The sequence below is a fragment of the Falsiroseomonas bella genome (assembly GCF_003173615.1).
In the GTDB taxonomy this organism is placed as follows: domain Bacteria; phylum Pseudomonadota; class Alphaproteobacteria; order Acetobacterales; family Acetobacteraceae; genus Falsiroseomonas; species Falsiroseomonas bella.
Genome location: NZ_QGNA01000001.1, coordinates 848,693 through 866,348, shown reverse-complemented (window position 1 = coordinate 866,348; position 17,656 = coordinate 848,693). Strand labels below are relative to the sequence as shown.

Here is a 17,656-nt window from a genome sequence, read left to right as displayed (position 1 = left end):
TCGTCTCAGGCATCCACGGCCTCGTCCAGGTGCAGCGCGTGCAGCAGGTGGCGCACCAGCTCCTGTGCGCGCGGCATGGATTGCCGCGCGATCGGGTTGTCGCGGTCGGGCAGTCCCACCGCGATCTCCTCCACGATGCGGCCGGGCCGCTCGCTCATCACAAGGATGCGGTCGGCCATCGCCACCGCCTCGTTCAAGTCGTGCGTGATCAGCAGCGTGGTGACGCCGGAGGCCGAGATCGTCTGCGCGAAGCTGCGCTGCAGCAGGATCTTCGTTTGTGCATCCAGCGCCGAGAAGGGCTCGTCGAGCAGCACCAGCGAAGGTTCTATCGCCAGGGTGCGCGCCAGCGCGGCGCGCTGCCGCTGGCCGCCCGAAAGCTGGTGCGGGTAGCGTTCGGCGTAGTCGGTCAGGCGGCAGCGGCGCAGCTCGCGCTCGATCCGCGCGGCGCGTTCGGCGGCGGAAAGCCCGCGCGCCTCCAGCCCGAACTCCACGTTGCGGCGGATGCTGCGCCAGGGCAGCAGCAGGTCCTTCTGCAGCATGAAGCCGACATGGCTGCTCGGGCCCGTCACCTCTTCGCCGCTGAGGAAGACTTGGCCTTCGCTCGGGCGGTCGAGCCCGGATACCAGGTTCAGCACCGTGCTCTTGCCGCAGCCCGACGGGCCGACGAGGGCCACGAACTCGCCGGGGGCGACATGAAAGCTCAGCCGCTCGATCGCGGTGAAGGGCAGGGCGCCGCGCTCACGCGCGGGGAAGCGCCGCGTGACCGCCTGCATCTCCAGCGCCGGCACCGTGCGAGCCATCGCGCGCCCATCCCGTCCGTGGCTTCCGATCCGGATGGGCCGTTCGTATTTGAACGATCTATCCAGATACGAACGGATTTAGGCATGTGCCCGCGGCTGCGTCAAACACTTTCCGCCAACACGGAAACGGCGGTCACCTTGTGGTGACCGCCGCTTCCCCAGGCACCGATGACGGGGCGCGACCGCGCCCGCCCTGTCAGATCCGGGCGGTATCCGCCAGGCCACGCGCGGCCCGGGCCTCGAACACATGTTCGAGCCGGGACGCCCAGACCGCCTGCGCCGGCATGCGCTGCGCGCCGATGTCGCACATCCGGTCGAGCAGCCCGATCGCCATGTCCCACAGCCGGTCCGCCTCGCGCGGGTCGGTCGCGTCGCGGGCCGCGCGCGCCAGCAGCCGCCCGACCGCGCCCGCCGCCGCGACGGCCCGCGCCATGTCGGCGCCGTCCGCCAGCGCCACCGCGCGGTCCATCATCCACTCCGCCTCGCGCTCCAGCCGCCGCATGCCGAGCAGCGACCACAGCCGCCACAGCGGGCCGGCGAAGCGGCGCGCCGGCTGTGCGTTCCGCCCGCCGAGCCGCGGCAGGATCTCCTCCGCCAGCGCCATGCGCAGCAGTTCGGCCCGCGCGGGATCCTGGCCGTCCTGCGTGCCGAGGATGCGCGGCGCGAAGGGCTTCAGCCGCTGCCGGACCGCATGCGGCATGTTGTCGTTCAACGGGATGGCGAAGGCGCGGATCAGCGCCGAGGCGCAGCTCGGGCTGTCGCCATGTTCCTCGCCGGCCAGGCATGCGACCAGCGACATCACGCACATTCGGCCGGCATCGCGCGTGCCGACGCCGGTGACCAGTTCGACGCGCTCAAGGGCCCTTTCGAGCCGGAGATCGAGGTGCATGCGGAGTTCCTCCATGCAGCCGCGGCGTGGTCGCGGGGCGGTGCGGGATCCTTTGTCTGCCCTGCTCCGCCGCGGGTGCCCGTTGCCACAATGCTCGACACGGGCCTCGCGTTCCCGGACCTCATCCGGATGCGACGGAACCTGCGACGCCGCGCCTGCGCGCGCACGTCACAACGCCGCGACGCGGTGTGTGCCGCGCGGCAAAGCCGCGACACACGCCGCGCGGGATTGCGCAAGGCCGCTCGCGCGTGGTGTGGTCCGACGTGAACCGGCCGGCGGATGCCTCGCGATGGATCTCTCCCTCTGGCTCGCCTTCGTCGCCGCGGCGACGGCCATGCTGCTGATCCCCGGCCCGACCATCCTGCTCGTCATCGGGCAGTCGCTCGGCGGCGGCGCGCGCAACGCGCTGCCGCTGGCCGCCGGCGTCGCGCTCGGCGACCTGACGGCGATGAGCCTCTCGCTGGCCGGCATGGGCGCGCTCCTCGCCGCCTCCGCCACGGCCTTCACAGCGCTGAAATGGGCCGGCGCGGCCTACCTGATCTGGCTCGGCGTGAAGCTCTGGCGCGCACCGGTGGACGCTGCCGCGGCACCGCCCTTGCCCGCCGGCCGCGCCATGCGGGAAGCCTATGTCGTCACCGCGCTCAATCCGAAGAGCATCGTCTTCTTCGTCGCCTTCGTCCCGCAATTCCTCGATCCCGCGCGGCCCTTCCTGCCGCAGGCGGCCATCCTGGTCGCGACCTTCGTCACCCTCGGCGCGCTGAACGCCGCCGCCTATGCGCTGCTCGCCGCGCGTCTCTCCGGCGCGGTGCGCCGCCCGGGCCTGCGCCGAGTGCTCAACCGCGCCGGCGGCGCCGTGCTGGTCGGCGCCGGCCTCACCGTCGCGCTGCGCCGCGGGACTTGACAGAGGCCCCCGCGCCGCGCGACGCGCCCCAGCGGAGAGCCCTGCCATGGCCGAGAGCTACAGCGCGACGACCCGGTCCATCCGCGTCTCCGTGCGCGCCTTCTACCTTGCCGACCAGTCCGAGCCGGAACGCGCCCATTACGTCTGGGCCTACCGCGTCGCCATCGTGAACGAGGGCAAGGAGACGGTGCAGCTGCTTCGCCGCAGCTGGTTCATCACCGACGGCCAGGGCCGCACCCAGCAGGTGCATGGGGAGGGCGTGGTCGGCGAGCAGCCCGTGCTCGAGCCGGGCCAGAACTTCGAATACACCTCCGGCACGCCGCTCTCGACGCCCTCCGGCTTCATGCGCGGCGCCTATCACATGGTGGTCAGCGGCACCGGCGAGACCTTCGACGTCGCCATCCCCGCCTTCAGCCTGGACAGCCCGCATCTGCCGACCAGTCGCCTGCACTGAGCGTCTGCTTGCCCCGCGCCGAGGTCGTGCCGCCCACCATTGCGGGATCGAAGGCGGCCCCCATCTGCCCCGATGAGGAAGGCGCCGTGCCGCGGTGGCGCGGACCGATGACCGCCGCAAGATGACGCCCAAGGATTCCCACGCTGTGAACATCCAGACGCCCCCGCGCCACCTGGCGAAGGCCAACCCCGCTGCCGAGCCGCCTCCCACGCGCGAGGACGCCGAGGCCGCGATCCGCACCCTGCTCCGCTGGGCCGGTGACGACCCCAGCCGCGAGGGCCTGCAGGACACGCCCGCCCGCGTCGCCCGCGCCTATCGCGAATGGTTCTGCGGCTACGAGGAAGACCCCGTCGAGCTCCTCGCCCGCTCCTTCGAGGAGACGGACGGCTACGACGAGATGGTGCTGCTCCGCGACATCCGCCTGGAATCCACCTGCGAGCACCACATGGCGCCCATCCTCGGCAAGGTGCATGTCGCCTACCTGCCGAATGGCCGCGTCGTCGGCATCAGCAAGCTCGCCCGCGTGGTCGAGGCCTATGCCAAGCGCCTGCAGATCCAGGAGAAGATGACGGCGCAGATCGCCAACACGATCAACGACGTCCTCAAGCCCAAGGGCGTCGCCGTGGTGGTCGAGGCCGCGCACCAGTGCATGACCACCCGGGGCGTCCACAAGCCCGGCGTGACGATGGTGACCAGCCGCATGCTCGGCGCCTTCCGCGACGACGCCTCCACCCGCCGCGAATTCCTGGCCATGGTCGCCGCCCCCCGCCCCGGCACCGAAGGCTGACCCTCTCCCCCCACGTCCGAAAAGCCCTCTCCCCCAACAGGGGGGAGAGGGTTGGGTGAGGGGGGCTCCCGCAACCCAGAACTGCCTCCCAAACCGCACCACCACCACGCAACAAAAAACCCGGGGACGATGATCGTCCCCGGACCCCTCCATGCGTGAAGTGCCCCGCCGCACCTGTCCGGGGCGCATCCGCGTGGCATAAGGCCGGCACACCAGGTCCGAAGCCTCCGCGCCCCCGATGATCCGCCTCGACAACGTCAGCAAGCAGAACGGACGGCAGCTCCTCTTCGTCGAGGCCGCCGCCGCGCTCCAGAAAGGCGAGAAGATCGGCCTCGTCGGCCCCAACGGGGCGGGCAAGACCACCCTCTTTCGCCTGATCACCGGGCAGGAACCCCCGGATGAGGGCCAGGTCCTGGTGGACCGCGGCGTCACCATCGGCTTCTTCAGCCAGGATGTCGGCGAGATGGCCGGCCGCCCCGCCGTGGCGGAGGTGATGGACGGCGCCGGCCCGGTCAGCGAGGTCGCCGCGGAACTCGCGGCCCTCGAAGCCGCCATGGCCGACCCCGACCGCGCCGACGAGCTCGACGCCATCATCGAACGCTTCGGCGAGGTGCAGTCCCGCTTCGAGGAACTCGGAGGCTACGCGCTGGAAGGCCGCGCGCGCGAGGTGCTGGCCGGCCTCGGCTTCAGCCAGGAGATGATGGACGGCGATGTGGGCGCCCTCTCGGGCGGCTGGAAGATGCGCGTCGCGCTGGCCCGCATCCTGCTGATGCGCCCCGACGTCATGCTGCTCGACGAGCCGAGCAACCACCTCGACCTGGAAAGCCTCATCTGGCTCGAGCAGTTCCTGGCCGCCTATGAGGGCGCGCTGCTCATGACCTCGCACGACCGCGAATTCATGAACCGCGTGGTCCGCAAGATCATCGAGATCGACGGCGGCAGCCTGACGACCTATTCCGGCGACTACGCCTTCTACGAGCAGCAGCGCACGCTGAACGAGCGCCAGCAGCAGGCCCAGTTCGAGCGCCAGCAGGCCATGCTGGCGAAGGAGATCAGCTTCATCGAGCGGTTCAAGGCCCGCGCCTCGCACGCGGCCCAGGTGCAGAGCCGCGTGAAGAAGCTCGAGAAGATCGAGCGGGTCGAGCCCCCGAAGCGCCGGCAGAGCGTCTCCTTCGACTTCCCCCAGGCGCCGCGTTCCGGCGAGGACGTCGTGAACCTCCGCCAGGTGCACAAGCGCTACGGCAGCCGCGCCATCTACGAGGGCCTGGACTTCATGGTGCGAAGGCGCGAGCGCTGGTGCGTGCTCGGCGTCAACGGCGCCGGCAAGTCCACCCTGCTGAAGCTGGTGGCCGGCGCGACCGAGCCGGACGCGGGAACGGTCTCCGTCGGCGGCAGCGTCCGGATGGGCTACTTCGCGCAGCACGCGATGGAGCTGCTGGACGGCGACCGCACCGTGTTCCAGGCGCTGGAGGATGCCTTCCCCCTGGCGAACCAGGGATCGCTGCGCACGCTGGCGGGCTGCTTCGGCTTCTCCGGCGACGAGGTCGAGAAGCGCTGCCGCGTGCTGTCCGGCGGCGAGAAGGCGCGGCTGGTGATGGCGAGGATGCTCTACGATCCGCCGAACTTCCTCGTGCTCGACGAGCCCACCAACCACCTGGACATGGCGACGAAGGAGATGCTGGTCGCCGCGCTGGCGCAGTACGAGGGCACCATGCTCTTCGTCTCGCACGACCGGCACTTCCTCGCGGCGCTGTCGAACCGCGTGCTCGAACTCACGCCGGACGGCGTGCACCAGTATGGCGGCGGCTACACCGAATACGTGGCCCGCACCGGCCAGGAAGCGCCGGGCCTGCACGCCTGACGACATTCGGCGCTGCGCATCACGCCGCATCCTCGCCATAGGCGAAGGCGCCAAGCCCGGCCGCGTCCAGCAGAAGGATCCGGTTGTAGCCGCAGCGGATCCAGCCCTCCGCCTCGAAGGAGGCCAGCTTGCGGCCGACATGGTGGCGCGACAGGTTCGCCATCTCGCCCAGCTGCCGGTGCGTCAGCCAGAAGCCGTGCCGGTCGTCCGGCACCACCTCGCCCGCGCCCAGGACCCGCAGCAGCACGGAGGCCAGGCGCCGTCCGGCATCCGGCGTCAGCAGGTCGCGCACGATCCAGGCGCCGAGGCGGTTGCCGATCTCCGCCAATTGGCCGACACGCACGGCGATGTCGGAATCCTCCTGCATCAGCGGCACCAGCCGCGTCCGGTCGATGAACAGCAGGCGGGTCGGCTCGATCGCGCGATAGGTCAGTTCCCGCGGGCCGCCATGCAGCAGCGCCTTGATCCCGAACCACTCGCCGGGCCGCATGACATGGCCGAGCAGCGGCGTCTGGCGTCGGTGCCCGCCCTCCACGCCGATCGCGCCTGACAGGATGCCGTAGAGGCCGTTCGAGGCGTCGTCGATGCGGAAGATGGTGCTGCCCGCCCGCGCCTCCACCGGCACCGCCTCGCGGATCAGCAGCGACCGGAAGGCGGCCGGGTGCCCGGCGAGCCAGCCGCGCGCCGCGAAGACGGCAGCCGGATCGGGTGCGGCCATGCGGGCTGCGGCCTGCTGGATCATCCGACAATGCTACCTCGCGCAACATTCCGGGGTCGAGGCACCGCTACACCCAGGCGTTGGACGCACGGCGGCGCCCGCGACGGCCGGCGCGACGCACGGCACGACAGGAGGAAGCGCGATGACGATCACTCTCGGACGACGCTGGCTGCTTGGCGCCGGCGTCGCGCTGCCGGCGCTGGCGGCCATCCCCCGCCAGGCGCAGGCCTGCTCCCGCGCCCTGTGGAACTGGCCCGGCCTCGGCGTCTTCATCGGCCGCAACATGGACTGGTTCGAGGACACCGAGAGCAACATCTGGATCCTGCCCCGCGGCATGGAGCGGAACGGCGCGACGCCGGTGAACCCGCTGCGCTGGACCAGCCGCTACGGCAGCCTGGTCGTCACCGTCTACGACAACACGAATGTGGACGGGGTGAACGAGGCCGGGCTGGCGGGCCACGTGCTCTACCTGCCCGACACCTCGACCGGGCCGCGCGACCCGTCGAAGCCCGGCCTTGCGATCGGCCACTGGCTCACCTGGTTTCTCGACACCTGCGGGTCCGTCGCGGAAGCCGTCGAGCGCACGCGCGCCGAGCCCTTCCAGCTGCGCATGGCGGTCGAGCCGAACAGCGGCATGCCGGGCACGCTGCACATCGCGCTGAACGACAAGGGCGGCGACAGCGCGATCTTCGAATGCATCAACGGCCGCATCAACATCTACCACGACCGCCGCTACGTGGTGATGACCAACCAGCCCACCTTCGACAAGCAGCTCGAGAACCTCGGCCGCTTCCAGGGCTTCGGCGGCACCGAGCGCCTGCCCGGCACGCATGAGGCGGCCGACCGCTTCGTCCGCGCCGCCTACTACGTCACGCACCTGCCCACGCCGCGGTCGCAGCGCGAGGCGGTGGCCTCCATCATGAGCGTGATGCGCAACGTCTCCGCGCCCTTCGGCGTGGCGGACCGCGCACGCCCCAACATCGCCACGACCATCTGGCGCAGCGTGAACAGCCTCGAGCAGCGGACGATGTATTTCGACGGCGTCTACAGCGCCAACGTCTTCTGGATGAACTACGGCACCTTCCACTACGCGCCCGGCTCCGGCGTGCGGAAGCTCACGGTGGTGGGCAACTACGACCTGATCGGCGACGTCGGCGCCCGCTTCACCCCCGCCACCATGTTCGCGGGCCTGCCATCCAACGAGTGAGGCCCCCAGCCTCCCCCACCCCAAAAGCCCTCTCCCCCCGCAGGCGGGGGTCCAACGCCAAAGGCGTTGGACGGTGGGTGAGGGGGGCTCCCAGAACGAAGCGCCACAGCGCCAACGAAACAAAAAACCCGGGGACGATGATCGTCCCCGGACCCCTCCATTCATGATTTCCTTGCCCACAAAGACAACATTCCTATATCCTCCCGCAGACACCCGCTGCGAGGGCCCCCCAGAAGATGCTGCCGCCGGCCTACCCCCTCCGCCCCACGCCCCGGCAGCCCTGGTCCCCCATGACCGACGCCGAATGGGCCGCCCTCGCCCCGCTGGTCCAGCCAGGCGGCCCCGGCCGCCCCGCCGCCGATCCCCGCCGCCTCTGGGACGCGATCTTCTGGATCGCCTGCTCCCGCGAGCCCTGGCGCGCCCTGCCCGAGGCGCTCGGCCGCGCCGACAGCGCCCACCGCGCGCTCCGCCGCCACGCCCGCAACGGCACCCTCGACCGCCTGATGATCGCCGCCTCGCCCCACCCGCTGTCCGGCGGCGACGGCCTCGAAACCCTCGCCTGGCGCATTTTGCGCGCCATCCGCCGCGTCGCCCGCCTGCTGACCATGGCGCAACTCCTCATGGCCAAACGCCTCGGCCTCGCGTCAGCACTCCCCTGCGCCCCAGAACACCTCCCCCGCCCCCACTTGGCCGCGACCCTCCACCGCCTCATCCCGTCGCTGCCCGGCGCCCGCCCCGCCTTGCTGCGCTGGATGATCGCCCTGCACGACGCCATCCCCGGCGAGCGGCGCCTGTGGCGGCTGACGGATTGACCGTCGCAGAGTGACGGACGCCCTTCGACCCCGAGCGGACATTGGCGTGCGAATGTCCGCCCTGCGTCGCCGCCGGCGATCCCCTGGCGGCGCGACGTGCGTGATGCGCCGGTAGCAGGTCCCCGCCGACAGGGGAGGCCGAGGCTTGCGGGCATTCCCGCCGCCTTCGATTGCGTCGCCGTGCGGCCCGGGAGAACATTCCGATGCTGTCTGCGAGGTGAGGAGAGCGCCTGGCGGGTCGGCCGGCGATGGAGGCAAGCCGGATGCGGAACATGCTGCGCGAGCACCTCGGGGTTCGCCGTCACGTCGCGGCGGCGCCGTGCCTCGCGGCCTGTCCCACGCTCCTGCAGCTTCGGATCCGCAGGTGAGCGCCGCCCACACTCTCGCGGCCATCGTCGCCGCGCAGGTCTTCGTACAGGTCGGCGCCTTCTTCCTGCCCGCCCTGCTGCCGGCGTTCATCGCGCGCTGGTCGTTGTCGGCCACGGAGGCCGGCTGGCTCGTCGGTGCCTTCTTCGCCGCCTACGTGCCGACAGTCCCCGTTCTCGTCGCCCTGACCGACCGTGTGCCGGCGCGGCGGGTCTATCTCGCCGGCGCTGGTCTGACGGCGCTCTCGCATCTGGGCATGGCTGTCGCCGCCGATGGCTTCTGGGGCGCGCTTCTCCTGCGCGCCGTCGCAGGAGTCGGATGGGCGGCTTGCTACATGCCCGGGCTCAAGATGATCGCCGACCGGCTGGAAGGCGCCGCGCAGTCGCGCGCAGTGAGCTGGCATGCGCTTGGCGTTGGCATCGCCGGAGCCGCCTCCTTCGCGGTCGCCGGGCTCCTGGACGCCATCGCGGGCCCGGCCCTCGTCTTCATGTTCGGCGCCGTCACAGCGGCGGCCGCCTTTGGCACCGTCGCGCTCGTCATCAGGCCAGGTGGCGCCAGGTCCGGTCCGAAGGTGCCGGTTGCCGAGCTGCTGGATTTCCGCCCGGTCTTCCGGAACCGCCCGGCCATGGCATGGATCGCAGGCTACAGCGTGCACACCTGGGAGATGGCCGCGCTGCGCGCATGGGGCGTCACCTTCCTCGCGCTCATCATGACCCGGAGCGATGCACCGGACTGGCTGCCCGGTCCCAATACCCTGTTCTCGGCCGCCGGCCTCCTCGGCATCGCCATCTCGGTAAGCGGGAACGAGCTCGCGCAGCGGTTCGGGCGCGCGCGGATCGTCGCCGGCGCGATGCTCGCGGGCGCGGTGCTGAGCGTTGCGACCGGCCTCTCCTTCGGCCTTTGGCCTCCCATCGCCATCTGCTGCGTGCTCGCCTGGAATGCGGCGATCTACCTCGACAGCGCCGCGCTGACCGCGGGAACCGTGGCCGCGGCCGACAAGGCACGACGCGGCGCAACCATGGGACTGCACAGCATGTGCGGCTACGCCGGCGGCTTCATCGGGCCGCTCGGGGTCGGCCTCGCGCTCGACGTCGCGGGGCGGGACACCGTCATGGGCTGGGCGGTCGCCTTCGGGCACCTCGCGCCCGTCGTGCTGGTCGGGCTGTTGGTTCTGCGCCGGCTGCGCTGACGACCATGCCCTCTGGCCCGAGCGATCACGAGGCTTGCTCGCGAATGACGGCTTCCCGCCCGAAGTGGACGCTCGCGGCTTGGGCCTCGCGGATCACAGACCGCTATCGGTTGGAGGCCGCATCGCTCGAAGCAGCGTCCGCAACGCCGGCGTTGCATCAGCCTAAGAATGATGTCCTAATGCCGGGCAGTGCGCCAGCCGGCCCGGGAGCAAAGGCGCGCACTCCGCTCTTTGACCTCGCGAATCCGCTCCCGTCCAAACCACCCCGCCGCCGAGCCCCGGCAATTTGTCCGAAAACGCGCAACGCCCCAAAAGAATCACGTCGGCGGCGCGACGCCGTCCTTCTCCACGCTCACCCGCACCGCCGTCAGCGCGCCATCCGCGCCGCGCGTCGCCAGCACGAACACCGCCGCCCCTTCGCGCAGATCCGCGCGCGTCGCCGGCACCGGCCGCACCAGGGCGGTGCGCTCATCCACCCGCACCGGCACGCTGCGGCCATTGATGGTCAGCGTCAGCTCATGGCCCTCGGCGCGTTCCATCACCGCGGCCACGGCGCCGTTGTTCATGGAGCTGCCGGGCGTCAGGTCCCATTCTGACTGGAACTGCCGCGTGGCGGTCGCCGGCAGCAGCGTCACGGCCACCGCGCGCAGCCCCTCGCCCGCCGGCTCCGCCACCACGCCGAGATTCGCCCCCGGCACCAGCTCCGCCAGCGTCGCGCGCCGCAGCGCGGAAACCGGCGCGTTCTCCGGCAGCGTCACCTTGGCGTTGCCGCCTTCCCGCGTCGCCACCGTCAGCACGCCATCGGCGAAGGCCAGGATGCGGCCGCGCAGGCGCAGCGCCGGCGCGCCCTGCGCTCCCGCCGGTCCCGACGCCAGTGCAGCAAAACCCGCCGCGAGCACCGCGCGGCGCATGACCTTCGGCATGACGCCTACCCCGTTGGTGGCGTCGAGCCTATCACGTCCGTTCCGTGGCCAAGCCGCGAAGTGCGAAGGTGGCGAAGTCTTAAACCGGCGCGGCCACGCTCAGCCGACCGCTTCCGCCTCCACCTCGAAGACGAAGCGCGGATCGGCCAGCCCCGCCACCAGCAGCAGCGTGCTCGTCGGCGCCAGCGTCCCCAGGAACTTTTCGCGCTCGGCCCGCCAGACCGGGATCAGCGCCCGGTCGGTCAGGAACACGCCCAGCTTCACGATGTTCGCCGGCCCCATCCCATGCGCCGAGAGGATCGCGCCGAGATTGGCGATCGCTTGGCGGATCTGGTCCTCCCCTGCCGGCAGCACCGTGCCATCCGGCGCCACCCCGATCTGCCCCGAGATCACCAGCCGCCGCCCCGGCCCCTCGACCAGCGCGGCATGGGAATAGCGCGAGCCCGGCGCGTGCACGCCGGCGGGGTTCGCGAAGGTCACGGGCATCCCTTAACTCCTCGGCAGGTCTTCGCGCTGGATGCCGCCGGGCGCGCCGATCGGCGGCGGCGCCGCGCCCTCCACCAGCCAGTCGCGCAGCGCGCGGCGGATCTGGAACTCGAACTCCACGTTCAGCTCCTCCATCGCCTGGCGCACCGTCTCCTCCGCGGCACGGCGCCGCGCCGCGTCGGAGGTTCCGCCCGGCAGGGTGCGCTGGCGCCGGGCCTGCGCCTCCACGAAGCCGGCACCCTGCCCATCGGCCGAGGCAATCTCCAGCCGCGCTTCCATCCGCACGGAAAGCCGCTCGCCCGGAGAGCCGCCGAACAGCCCGCCGGAGCCGCCAGTGGTCTCGCGGCGAAACTCGGCCACCTGGGTGATGAAGCGCGCCCGCCCCGTGGTGCCCATCGGCACCAGGCGTTCCTCCGCCATGCGGCGCATCTCGACCTCCGGCCGCAGCGGCGCCGGCTCATCCACCCGCACCGCGCCCGCGGCCGGCGGCACGATCTCCACATCCGCGACATTCAGCCGCAGCGGCGTCAGGTGCCGATAGCCGGAGACCAGCGGCGGCAGCGGCTCCGGCTCCCCCCCGCCGCCGGCGCAGGCGGCCAGCAGCCCCGGCAGGGCGATCAGCAGCGTCCGGCGCTGCGGCAGCAAGCGTTTCGCGGCAGGCATGCGGCAAGCCTAACCCGGAACGGGCGCCGAGGGAAAATCACGCCCTGCCCGCGCGGCTCTGCACCTCGTCCCGGTCGAAGCGGAAATCGAGGTTGCAGAACTCGCAGGTCATGGTGATCGCGCCGTCCTCGGCCATGTGATCCAGGTCGTCCGGCGGGAAGCCTTCCAGCACCTGCGCCAGCCGCGCGCGCGAACAGCGGCAGCCATAGGACAGCGCCCGGGCCCGATCGAGCGCCAGGCCCTCGGCATGGAACAGCCGGTGCAGCAGCCGCTCCGAGGGCAGCGCGTCGTCCAGCATCTCCTCGGCCGTGATGGTGCCGGCCAGCACCAGCGCGGTCTGCCAGGCATCCTCCTGCGCCGCGGCGTCGGCCTGCGGGTCCACCCCGCCCTCCCCGGCGACGCGCTCCAGCACCAGCGCGCTCGCGCGCCAGCCGGCCTCGGTGCGGGCGCAGGCCAGGTGCACCTGGCTCTGCAACTGCTCCGAGCTGCGGAAATAGGCGCCCGTCATGTCGGCGAGCGTCACGCCTTCCAGCGCGACGATGCCCTGGTAGCGGTCCATGTCGGGCCCCTGGTCGCAGGTGAAGGCGAGATAGCCGGTGCCGAGCAGCGCGCCCGCCGGCGGCGCCGGTTCGGCCCGCAGCATCTTGGAAAGCTTCGCCTCGTCGGCCCGGGCATAGCCGCGCAGCGCCCCCGATTCGGTGCAGTCGGCCAGCAGCATCGGCACCGGCCCGTCGCCCTTCGCTTGCAGGCTGAAGGAGCCGCGGAACTTCAGCGCGGTGGCAAGCGCCGCGGTCAGCGCCATCGCCTCGCCCATCAGGGTCAGCACGGCCGGGTGCAGCGCCGGATGCCGGCCGAGCAACGCATCCGCCAGCGGGCCGAGCCGCACCAGGCGCCCGCGCACCGGCTTCTGGTGCAGATGGAAGGGCTGCACCCCCCGCGGCACCACCAGGTCGGGCACCGGGGGCCGGTCATGGTTCAGGAAGGCCGGAGTGGCCGAAGGCAGGGTCGGATCGGTCAAGGATGAGGCGCCGGATTAAAGGGAACGCAGGATAGATAGGCACGATCTGTCCGGGCGGCCATGTCGCGGCGTCGGACCGGCCATTTCTCAATTCCATGTCATCTTCGGGCAAGGTATGGAACCGCCGCGGATCGTCGGGGGTCCGTGACGCGCCGCAAAGGAGAGCGCGATGCAGAACCGACTGGCGGCGCCCGGGAGCGCCCGCCGATGCTGAGCGAGGTCGTGTGGCACCTGCCGGCGGCCTCGGCGGGACTTGGCAGCCTGGCCCTCGGCCCCGCCTCCGGCCTGGCGCTGGCAGGGCTGCTCGCGGCGGCGGTCTTCGTCGCCCTGCTCGGCGCCTGCGCCCCGGCGGATGAGGCGCGGCCGTCCGGGCTGGAGCAGGCGGGCATAAGCCGCCCGGCTGCCATGCTGTGCGCCGCGGCGCTGGGGCTGATCGCCGGGCTGGCCGGCGGCGTCGCCCTGATGATCTGGGCCGGGCAGGGACCGGCCCCGGCGCTGGGCCTGCTCGCCCTGGCGCTGGCCTGCGTCGCCGGCGCGCTCGCCTTCGGCGGCCTCGCCCTGCGCCGCCGCTGAGCCGTTCAGGTGCCCAGCAGGCGCTGAAGGAAGGTGCGGGAGCGGGGCTGGACGATCGGCGTCTGGCCCTCGCCGGGGTCGCGGCCAAGCGCCGCGTTCTCCCGCAGGCGCTGGGCCTCGCCCGACGGATCCACGGCGATGCCGGGCGGCGGCGGTTCGTTGAGCCAGTTCATCAGCCGGTCCACGGTGCCGGAGGGCGGCCGGTCGAGCCGCAGCGTCTCCTCGTCCACCTGTCGGCGGATGTCGCCCTCCACCGGCCCGCCCGCGCGCGCCACCAGCGCCTGCTCCGCCGGGGTGGGCGCGGCCGCGGTGGTGCCGGGTGCGAGGATCGCGGCGGCGTTGCGGCTGTCCTGCGGGCGCGGGGCGCCGGGCGTGGGCACCGGCAAGTTCCCGAGTTGCGGCGGCACCGAGAGCGGCGCCCGGGTCGTCACCAGGAACTCATCCGGCGCGTCCCGGGTGAAGCCGAGGGCGCGGGAGGTGTCGGAACCGCAGCCGGCGAACGCCAGGAGCGGCAGGGCCATCAGGGCGGGGCGCAGGCGTCTCATCACTCAGCACGCTTAACGCTGGGCGATGGCCTGAACAAGGCATCCGCCACCAATGTGAGCACGCCGATGACGATCGCGGCATCGGCGATGTTGAACACATACCAGTGCCAGCCCCAGGCATGGGCGTCGAAGAAGTCCACCACGGCGCCGAAGCGCGCCCGGTCGATCACGTTTCCGACCGCGCCGCCCACGACCGCGCCGAGCGCCAGCGCGGTGGCGCGGTTCTCGGCCCGCGCCATCCAGCGCAGCAGGAAGGCGGAGATGGCGAGCGCGAGCGCGCCGAGCGCCGCCTGGGTCCAGGGCGCGTCGCCCGCCAGCATCCCGAAGGTGACGCCCCGGTTCCACACCATGGTCAGGTCGAAGCCGAAGGGCCCGGCCGCGAGCAGCGGGATGTGCCGCACCTCGTCGAGGTCCAGCACCTCCAGCATGAACCACTTGGTCACCTGGTCGGCGACCAGGATGATGGCGGCGATGATCAGGCCGAGGCGAAGCATCAGCTGGTTTGGCCCTCCACCACCGCCTCGCAGCGGCGGCAGAGCGTCGGGTGGGCGGCGGACCGGCCGACTTCCGGCAGCACACGCCAGCAGCGGTCGCATTTGGTCCCTGCTGCTTGTTCGACGCGCACCGCTAGTCGATCTTGTGGGCTCGGTTCCGACTTGTGGTAGACATGAATGATATTCGAAACTATCAACACTTCCGCCCACACCTCTTCGGACAAAAGTTCGCCATCGGCTTCTGTAAGATCTAATTCCTCGTCTTCTTCACCAATACCAAATATCACGCCAGCTTGAAGCGAAGAGCCGACTGTCCCCGTTCGGCGCAAGTTCTCAAGGACGGGGTAAACCTGGCTGCGGACCTTTCGCACCCGCTCCCACTTCGCGGCCAGGGCGTCGTCCCGCCAGGCTTCCGGCAGCACCGGCCAGTCCTGCAGGTGGACGCTCTCGCTCGCCGGGAAGCGCGCGAGCCAGGCTTCCTCCGCGGTGAAGACCAGCACCGGCGCGAGCCAGGTGGTGAGGCAGCGATGCAGCTGATCGATCACCGTGCGCGCGCTGCGGCGACGCAGGGAATCCCTGGCATCGCAGTAGAGGCTGTCCTTGCGGATGTCGAAGTAGAAGGCCGACAGGTCGCTGGCGCAGAAGGCGTGGATTTCGGGAAAGACGCCGGTCCAGTCGTGGTTGCGCTGCGCCGTCCGCAGCTTCGCGTCCAGTTCCGTCAGCCGGTGCAGCACCCAGCGTTCCAGCTCCGGCAGCTCGGCATGCGGGACGATCTCGCTGCCGTCGAAGCCGTCGAGGTTGCCGAGCAGCCAGCGCAGCGTGTTGCGGATGCGGCGATAGAGCTCGCCCTGCTGCTCCAGGATGTTCTTGCCGATGCGCTGGTCCTCGGTGACGTCGGTGTTCATCACCCAGAGGCGCAGGATGTCGGCGCCGGACTTGCTGACCACTTCCTGCGGCGCGACGACGTTGCCGAGCGACTTCGACATTTTCCGGCCCTGCTCGTCGAGCACGAAGCCATGCGTCAGGATCGCCTTGAACGGCGCCACCCCGCGCGTGCCGACGGACTCGAGCAGCGACGACTGGAACCAGCCGCGATGCTGGTCGGAGCCTTCCAGATACAGATCCGCCGGCCAGGGCAGGCCGCGCTCCGGCGTCAGCACGAAGGCGTGGGTGGAGCCGGACTCGAACCAGACATCCACGATGTCCATCACCTGCTCGTAGTCGGCCGGATCGCGGCCTTCGCCAAGGAAGCGGGCGGCGGCGCCAGGCTGGTACCAGGCATCGGCGCCCTCCGCCGTGAAGGCGGCGACGATGCGGTCCATCACCGCCTGGTCGCGCAGCGGCTCGCCCGTCTTCTTGTCCACGAAGACCGCGATGGGCACGCCCCAGGCGCGCTGGCGGCTGATGCACCAGTCGGGGCGGTTCTGTACCATCGAGCCGATGCGGTTCCGGCCGATATCCGGCACGAAATGCGTCGCCGCGATCGCATCCAGTGACTTCCGACGGATCTCATTGCCGTCATCCATCGCGATGAACCACTGCGGCGTTGCGCGGAAGATGACGGGCTTCTTGGAGCGCCAGCTATGCGGGTAGCTGTGCGTCAGCTTCCCCTTCCCGGCGAGCGTGCCGAGCGCCTGCATCGCGGCATAGACCGCGTCATGCGCCTTCCACACATGCAGCCCCTCGAAGCCGTGGGCGTGGCGCGTGTAGGTGCCATCGTCGCCGACCGTCTCCGGGATCGGCAGCCCATGCGCGCGGCCCAGGATGAAGTCGTCCTCGCCATGGCCCGGGGCGATGTGCACGAAGCCGGTGCCGGCCTCCGTCGTGACGAAGTCGCCGGGCAGCAGCGGCACATCGAAGCTGTAGCCAGCATTCGCTTCGGGCATGCCCTTCAGCGGATGCGCGGCGATCACGCCGGCAAGCTCCGCGCCCTTCAGCACGCGCTTGATGCTGTGCGCGCCGAGCCCCGTGTCCTTCTCGAATTGCGGAAGAAGGGGGAGCGCAACGATCAAAAACTCGCCGACGCGCAGCAGGCTGCCCTCGTTCACGCCCTCGACATGCACCAGCGCGTAGTCGATCTCCTCGCCATAGGCGACCGCGCGGTTGCCCGGGATGGTCCAGGGCGTGGTGGTCCAGATCACCACGCTCGCGCCGACCAGATCGGGCGCCCCCGCGCTGACGATCGAAAAACGCGCCCAGAGCGTGGGCGAGACATGGTCGTGATACTCGATCTCGGCCTCGGCCAGCGCGGTCTTCTCGACCGGGCTCCACATCACCGGCCGCAGCCCGCGATAGAGCGAGCCGTTCATCAGGAACTTGCCGATCTCGCCGGCGATCACGGCTTCCGAGGGGAAGTCCATGGTGGCGTAGCGGCCGGCCCAATCGCCGGCGACGCCTAGGCGCCGAAACTCGTCGCGCTGGACGCCCAGCCAGTGCTGCGCATAGGCGCGGCATTCCGCGCGGAACTCCAGGATGGGGACCTCGTCCTTGTTCTTCTTCTTCGCGCGGTATTCCTCCTCGACCTTCCATTCGATCGGCAGGCCGTGGCAGTCCCAGCCGGGGACGTAGTCGGCGTCGTGCCCGGCCATCTGGGCGGCGCGGTTGATCACGTCCTTCAGGATCTTGTTGAGCGCCGTGCCGATATGCAGCGGGCCGTTGGCATAGGGCGGGCCGTCATGCAGGACGAATTTCGGCTTCCCCGCCGACGCCGCGCGGATGCGGTTCCAGATCTCCATCTTCTCCCACCGGGCGAGCCAGTCCGGCTCGCGCTTCGGCAGGTCGCCGCGCATCGGGAAGTCGGTCTTCGGCAGGATCACCGTGCCGCGATAGTCGCGGGCGGCCGGGGTCTCGGGAGCGTCGTTCATCGGTCAGGGTCTCGGGCGGCCGGGCGCGGCCGCGGGGGTTTCGGTGGGATGCGCGCGCGAAAGAATCCCGGCCTTCAGCGGAAGGCCGGGCGGATAATTCGGGCGG

18 protein-coding genes are annotated in these 17,656 nt (G+C 71.1%); 8 read left to right on the top strand and 10 right to left on the bottom strand.

What is annotated here, in order from left to right; translation table 11 throughout:
• Positions 1–5: 5 nt before the first annotated feature.
• Both DFH01_RS03995 and DFH01_RS03990 read right to left on the bottom strand, forming a co-directional pair.
• The gene (locus tag DFH01_RS03995) at positions 6–800 is read right to left on the bottom strand and encodes an ABC transporter ATP-binding protein (protein WP_109869073.1); all 795 of its coding nucleotides are present in this window, start codon (positions 798–800) and stop codon (positions 6–8) included.
• 196 nt (positions 801–996) lie between these two features.
• A complete protein-coding gene (locus DFH01_RS03990) occupies positions 997–1,689 on the bottom strand; it encodes a hypothetical protein (protein WP_146216990.1) in 693 nt (230 codons plus the stop codon).
• 289 nt (positions 1,690–1,978) lie between these two features.
• On the opposite strand from DFH01_RS03990, the gene DFH01_RS03985 reads away from it, so the two are divergent.
• The 4 genes from DFH01_RS03985 (at position 1,979) to DFH01_RS03970 (ending at position 5,692) form a co-directional block, all read left to right on the top strand.
• Positions 1,979–2,590: a LysE family translocator gene (locus DFH01_RS03985; protein ID WP_109869071.1), complete on the top strand. Its 612-nt coding sequence runs from the start codon at positions 1,979–1,981 to the stop codon at positions 2,588–2,590.
• A 46-nt stretch (positions 2,591–2,636) separates the two neighbouring features.
• Positions 2,637–3,044 (top strand): Co2+/Mg2+ efflux facilitator ApaG/CorD, encoded by a 408-nt coding sequence (gene apaG, locus DFH01_RS03980; protein ID WP_109869070.1) that lies wholly within the window; start codon positions 2,637–2,639, stop codon positions 3,042–3,044.
• A 121-nt stretch (positions 3,045–3,165) separates the two neighbouring features.
• Positions 3,166–3,831, top strand: a complete 666-nt coding sequence (gene folE / locus DFH01_RS03975) for a GTP cyclohydrolase I FolE (RefSeq protein WP_109869914.1) — start codon at positions 3,166–3,168, stop codon at positions 3,829–3,831.
• A 238-nt stretch (positions 3,832–4,069) separates the two neighbouring features.
• Positions 4,070–5,692, top strand: a complete 1,623-nt coding sequence (locus DFH01_RS03970; protein ID WP_109869069.1) for an ABC-F family ATP-binding cassette domain-containing protein — start codon at positions 4,070–4,072, stop codon at positions 5,690–5,692.
• 19 nt (positions 5,693–5,711) lie between these two features.
• Here the strand turns inward: DFH01_RS03970 and DFH01_RS27765 are convergent, their stop codons facing one another.
• Positions 5,712–6,434 (bottom strand): Crp/Fnr family transcriptional regulator, encoded by a 723-nt coding sequence (locus DFH01_RS27765; protein ID WP_146216989.1) that lies wholly within the window; start codon positions 6,432–6,434, stop codon positions 5,712–5,714.
• A gap of 118 nt (positions 6,435–6,552) precedes the next feature.
• On the opposite strand from DFH01_RS27765, the gene DFH01_RS03960 reads away from it, so the two are divergent.
• From DFH01_RS03960 to DFH01_RS03950, 3 genes are all read left to right on the top strand, one after another.
• On the top strand, positions 6,553–7,617 hold the full coding sequence (locus DFH01_RS03960; protein ID WP_158287610.1) for a linear amide C-N hydrolase: 1,065 nt from the start codon (positions 6,553–6,555) through the stop codon (positions 7,615–7,617).
• Between the two features lie 290 nt (positions 7,618–7,907).
• Positions 7,908–8,429 (top strand): transposase, encoded by a 522-nt coding sequence (locus DFH01_RS03955; RefSeq protein ID WP_158287609.1) that lies wholly within the window; start codon positions 7,908–7,910, stop codon positions 8,427–8,429.
• Between the two features lie 145 nt (positions 8,430–8,574).
• The gene (locus DFH01_RS03950; RefSeq protein WP_109869066.1) at positions 8,575–9,984 is read left to right on the top strand and encodes an MFS transporter; all 1,410 of its coding nucleotides are present in this window, start codon (positions 8,575–8,577) and stop codon (positions 9,982–9,984) included.
• A 317-nt stretch (positions 9,985–10,301) separates the two neighbouring features.
• Here DFH01_RS03950 and DFH01_RS03945 read toward each other — a convergent pair whose 3' ends face one another.
• The 4 genes from DFH01_RS03945 to hslO all read right to left on the bottom strand — a co-directional run bounded on the left by DFH01_RS03945 (position 10,302) and on the right by hslO (position 13,074).
• On the bottom strand, positions 10,302–10,907 hold the full coding sequence (locus DFH01_RS03945; protein ID WP_109869065.1) for a hypothetical protein: 606 nt from the start codon (positions 10,905–10,907) through the stop codon (positions 10,302–10,304).
• A 99-nt stretch (positions 10,908–11,006) separates the two neighbouring features.
• Complete coding sequence (locus tag DFH01_RS03940; RefSeq protein ID WP_109869064.1) at positions 11,007–11,393, bottom strand: RidA family protein; 387 nt, start codon at positions 11,391–11,393, stop codon at positions 11,007–11,009.
• 3 nt (positions 11,394–11,396) lie between these two features.
• The gene (locus DFH01_RS03935) at positions 11,397–12,056 is read right to left on the bottom strand and encodes a hypothetical protein (RefSeq protein ID WP_109869063.1); all 660 of its coding nucleotides are present in this window, start codon (positions 12,054–12,056) and stop codon (positions 11,397–11,399) included.
• Between the two features lie 37 nt (positions 12,057–12,093).
• A complete protein-coding gene (hslO, locus tag DFH01_RS03930) occupies positions 12,094–13,074 on the bottom strand; it encodes an Hsp33 family molecular chaperone HslO (RefSeq protein WP_109869062.1) in 981 nt (326 codons plus the stop codon).
• Between the two features lie 207 nt (positions 13,075–13,281).
• Between hslO and DFH01_RS03925 the strand changes: the two genes are divergently transcribed.
• Complete coding sequence (locus DFH01_RS03925; RefSeq protein ID WP_109869061.1) at positions 13,282–13,647, top strand: hypothetical protein; 366 nt, start codon at positions 13,282–13,284, stop codon at positions 13,645–13,647.
• 5 nt (positions 13,648–13,652) lie between these two features.
• On the opposite strand, the gene DFH01_RS03920 is transcribed toward DFH01_RS03925, so the two are convergent.
• The 3 genes from DFH01_RS03920 to ileS are packed head-to-tail and all read right to left on the bottom strand — an operon-like array spanning position 13,653 to position 17,550.
• Positions 13,653–14,192, bottom strand: a complete 540-nt coding sequence (locus tag DFH01_RS03920; RefSeq protein ID WP_109869060.1) for a DUF3035 domain-containing protein — start codon at positions 14,190–14,192, stop codon at positions 13,653–13,655.
• Positions 14,192–14,686: a signal peptidase II gene (gene lspA, locus DFH01_RS03915; protein ID WP_109869059.1), complete on the bottom strand. Its 495-nt coding sequence runs from the start codon at positions 14,684–14,686 to the stop codon at positions 14,192–14,194. The genes DFH01_RS03920 and lspA overlap by 1 nt, the downstream gene beginning before the upstream one ends.
• Positions 14,686–17,550: an isoleucine--tRNA ligase gene (gene ileS / locus DFH01_RS03910; protein WP_109869058.1), complete on the bottom strand. Its 2,865-nt coding sequence runs from the start codon at positions 17,548–17,550 to the stop codon at positions 14,686–14,688. Before ileS ends, lspA begins: the two co-directional genes overlap by 1 nt.
• Positions 17,551–17,656: the final 106 nt, after the last annotated feature.